Annotated in this window: 4 protein-coding genes; 3 read left to right on the top strand and 1 reads right to left on the bottom strand. The window is 64.6% G+C overall.

Going from position 1 to position 4004, the window contains the following annotated elements; genetic code table 11:
* Nucleotides 1-47 precede the first annotated feature (47 nt).
* From WBB85_RS13015 to WBB85_RS13005, 3 genes are read left to right on the top strand one after another with little or no spacing between them, the layout of a single operon-like run.
* Nucleotides 48-752 (top strand): ABC transporter permease, encoded by a 705-nt coding sequence (locus WBB85_RS13015; RefSeq protein ID WP_432639032.1) that lies wholly within the window; start codon nt 48-50, stop codon nt 750-752.
* Entirely contained in the window at nt 746-1462 is a 717-nt protein-coding gene (locus tag WBB85_RS13010) for an ATP-binding cassette domain-containing protein (RefSeq protein ID WP_432639031.1), read from the top strand. The genes WBB85_RS13015 and WBB85_RS13010 overlap by 7 nt, the downstream gene beginning before the upstream one ends.
* Nucleotides 1459-2262, top strand: coding sequence for a substrate-binding domain-containing protein (locus tag WBB85_RS13005; RefSeq protein WP_432639030.1), 804 nt, complete (start codon nt 1459-1461; stop codon nt 2260-2262). Before WBB85_RS13010 ends, WBB85_RS13005 begins: the two co-directional genes overlap by 4 nt.
* Nucleotides 2263-2600: 338 nt before the next feature.
* Here WBB85_RS13005 and ade read toward each other — a convergent pair.
* A partial coding sequence (ade, locus tag WBB85_RS13000) for an adenine deaminase (RefSeq protein WP_432639029.1) occupies nt 2601-4004 on the bottom strand: 1404 nt, incomplete at its 5' end.

The following is a 4004-nucleotide window of genomic DNA, read 5'->3' as shown; positions in this document are numbered from 1 at the left end:
CCTCTAAGGAGGGCAGAGGATTCGCAACCGGCAAGGACGGCTGAGGCATGAACGATATCGTCGAGGGGCTATGGCAGGCCACACGGCTGGTCGTGACGCTCGACGCGGGTCTGGCGGAAATCACCTTGCGATCCTTGCAGGTTACCGTGACAGCAACGGTGATCGCCTCGCTCATCGGCCTGCCTTTCGGCGCCTGGATCGCGGTCAACCGGTTTCGCCTGCGCCGCTTCGCCATTGCCGTCTTGAACGCGCTGATGGGGTTGCCGCCGGTCGTGGTCGGGCTGATCGTCTATGTGCTGCTGTCGCGTTCGGGGCCATTCGGCGTCTTCGGGCTTTTGTTCACCCCCACGGCGATGATCATCGCGCAGGTGATCATCATCACGCCGATCATCGCCTCGATCTCGCATCAGGCGATCCGCGAGTTATGGGCCGATTACCATGACATTCTGATCTCGCTTCACGCGTCGCGGGCGCAGCGGATCAAAACGCTCTTGTGGGACGGGCGGCGCGCCCTGATGACCGCAGCCCTTGCCGGGTTCGGCCGGGCGATTGGCGAGGTCGGGGCGATCATGATCGTCGGTGGCAATATCGACCATGCGACGCGGGTCCTGACGACGGCGATCGCGCTTGAGACGGGCAAGGGCGATTTCGCGCTGGCTTTGGCCTTGGGCTTCATCCTCATCGCGCTTGCCATCGCGGTGAACCTTGCGCTGCATATGCTGTCGGGCACCGAAAGGGGCAGCCGATGGTAAGCCCGATCCTGCCCCTCGTGCTGGAAGAGGTGGAGCTGCGCCGTCAGGGCAGACGCATCCTTGGTCCGGTCTCGCTGACTCTGGGCGGAGACGGGATCACCGTTGTCATGGGGCCGAACGGGGCAGGCAAGACCTCACTTCTCCGGGCGATGCATGGGCTGGAGCGGATCAACCGGGGGCGGGTGATCTGGCAGGGCGATGCAGATGTGGTCCGGGCGCGGCAGGCCTTTGTCTTTCAGACCCCTGTCCTGATGCGCCGCAGTGTTCTGGATTGCATCGCCTATCCGCTGATCCTTGACGGCCTAGCGCGGAAAGAGGCGCGGGCGCGGGCCGAGACGGCGGCCCGCGAGGTCGGTCTTGGCGTCACACTTGCCGCCCCGGCCAGCGTGCTCTCGGGCGGTGAGCGGCAGAAGATGGCGCTGGCCCGCGCCCTGATCCGCGCGCCAGAGGTCCTGTTTCTCGACGAACCCTGCGCCAATCTCGACCTGCATTCGACGGCAGAGATCGAGCAGGTGCTGACCGCGGCCCGCGATCACGGCACCCGCATCGTCATGTCGACCCACAATGTCGGTCAGGCCCGCCGCCTTGCCGATGATATCCTCTTCCTCTTCGATGGCCGGTTGCGTGAGGCAGGCAGCGGGGACGCGTTCTTTGACGGGCCGGGAACGCCGGAAGCAAAGGCCCATATCAACGGAGACCTCCTATCATGACGTTCAAGACCGCCATTGCCGCCCTGTCGGCGCTCTGGCTTGCGACAGCCGCCGGGGCCGAAGAGCTGAAGCTGGCCGTCACCACATCCTTCGCCAATTCCGGACTGGCCGAAGTGCTGCTGCCCGAGATCAAAAAGGATACCGGGATCGAGGTGCAACTGCTGGTCGTCGGCACCGGGCAGGCGCTGAAACTCGGCGAGGCGGGCGATGTGGACGCGGTGCTGGTCCACGCAAAAGCCGCCGAGGAAGAGTTCGTCGGTGCGGGCTACGCCACCCATCGGCGTGAGATCATGTACAACGACTTCGTCGTCGTCGGCCCCCTGGCCGATCCGGCGGGAACGAATGTGGCAACCTCTGCGATGGAAGCCTTCGCGCTGATTGAAGAGGCTGGTGCGCCTTTCGTCAGCCGGGGCGACGACAGCGGCACCCACAAGGCCGAGCTGAAGATCTGGGCCTCGGCCGGGATCGAACCTGCGGGCGACTGGTACCGTGCTGTCGGACAGGGCATGGGGGCCGCGCTGAACACGGCGGCGGGGATGGATGCCTATATCCTCTCGGACCGGGCGAGCTGGCTGAATTTTGAAAACAAGGCAGGGCTCGGCCTGCTGTTCGAAGGCGATCCCGCGCTGTTCAACCAATATGCCTATCTTCCGGTCAATCCTGAAAATCAGCCGCATGTGAAGGCCGATGCCGCGAAGGCGCTGGAGGACTGGCTGGTCAGCGACAAGGCCAAGGGGCTGATCGAGGGCTACAAGATCGGCGACCAGAAACTATTCCATTTCAACGCAGAAGCGATGTGAGCCCAAAGACGCGGCGGCCGCGCGCCGCGTCACTTTCGGGACATGCTGGGACGCGGCAGAGGTCGGCATCCGGGACTTTGTTGTCGTTGCCCTAGTCACACCGCGAGCCGGGCGGGTGCCTGCCCGTGGGGTGGCGCAGCGACCAATATTCGGGGTGCTTTATGGCAGCAAAGTCCCTCTGACCTCACGCGAAGCGCGCTGCCGCAAAAGCGCCAGCCCGCCGGGACGGGCAGGCGCTCGCCCGGCGCCTTCGGCTTGAATCCGGGCGAAAGGGCGCTGGAGGCAACGACCGCAATGGGCTCAATCAGACCATCAGTCGTCTGGTTGTTCCGAACGTCTCACCCCGGAATGATTTCGAACCTGGTCACGTCCACCATTCCCCGGTCGGTGATCTTCAGGGCGGGGATAACAGGCAGGGCAAGGAAGGCAAGTTGCAGGAAGGGTTCCTCCAGCGTGACGCCCAGGCCTATCGCAGCCGCGCGGAGCGCCACCAGCCGGTCGCGCACTGCCTCAAACGGATCAAGGCTCATCAGCCCTGCCACGGGCAGCGCCAGTTCGGCCAGCACCTTGCCATTCTCGGCCACTACGAAACCACCTTCGATCTCGGACAGCCGGTTCGCGGCCAGCGCCATGTCGGCATAGTCGGCACCCACGACGGCGATATTGTGATGATCGTGGCAGACGGTTGAGGCGATGGCCCCGGATTTCAGCCCGAACCCCCTAACGAAACCGGTGGCGATATTGCCGTTCTTGCCATGCCGTTCCACCACGGCGATGCGGATCAGGTCGCGGGCGGTATCGGGGCGCTTGTCGCCATCCGTGATCGCGATCCCCTCATGCAGATGCTCGGTGATGATCTTGCCTTCGATGATGCCGATGACATCGGTTTCGGTGCGGTTGGCGCGGGTGCGGAAATCCTCGGGGCGCAGGGCTGGCGCCTTGACCGAGCCGCGCCCGACAGGGGCGAGGGTCTGCCGCGCGGCAAAGGCGGTGTCGTCGACGCGCCGCCCGGCGCAAAGGACAAGCTCGGCGTGGCACCCCGCCAAACTGTCCACCGCGACAATGTCGGCCCGCTTGCCCGGTGCGATCTGGCCGCGATCCTTCAGCCCGAAGGCTTCCGCCGCTGACAGAGAGGCCGCCCGGTAAACGGCGAGCGGCGATACGCCCTTTTCGATCAGCCGCCGGATCATGTAATCCAGATGACCATGCTCGGCGATGTCCAGGGGATTACGGTCGTCGGTGCAGAGGCAGAGATAGGCTGATGTCGCCTCGGTCAGGATCGGCGCCAGCGCTTCAAGGTCTTTCGAGACGGAGCCTTCGCGGATCAGCACCCGCATCCCCTTGCGCAGCTTCTCCAGCGCCTCTTCCGCCGTCGTCGCCTCGTGTTCGGTGCGGATGCCGGCAGCGATATAGGCGTTGAGGTCACGGCCCGTGAGTTGTGGGCAATGGCCATCGATATGGCCGCCTTCGAACAGCGCAAGCTTTGCCATCGCACCGGGATCGCGGTGGATGACGCCGGGATAGTTCATGAACTCGGCCAGACCGATGCCTGATGGATGATCCATCAGCGGCGCAAGGTCCGCCGCCTCGATCCGCGCGCCCGCCGTTTCCATATGGGTCGAGGGCACGCAGGACGAAAGCTGCACACGGATATCCATCAGCGTGCATTCGGCCGCCTGCTGAAAATAGCGGATGCCTTCGGGGCCGATCACATTGGCGATCTCGTGCGGGTCGCATATTGC

Source organism: Albidovulum sp. (assembly GCF_049646345.1).
Lineage (GTDB): Bacteria > Pseudomonadota > Alphaproteobacteria > Rhodobacterales > Rhodobacteraceae > Albidovulum.
This window is presented reverse-complemented; position numbering and strand designations above follow the sequence as displayed.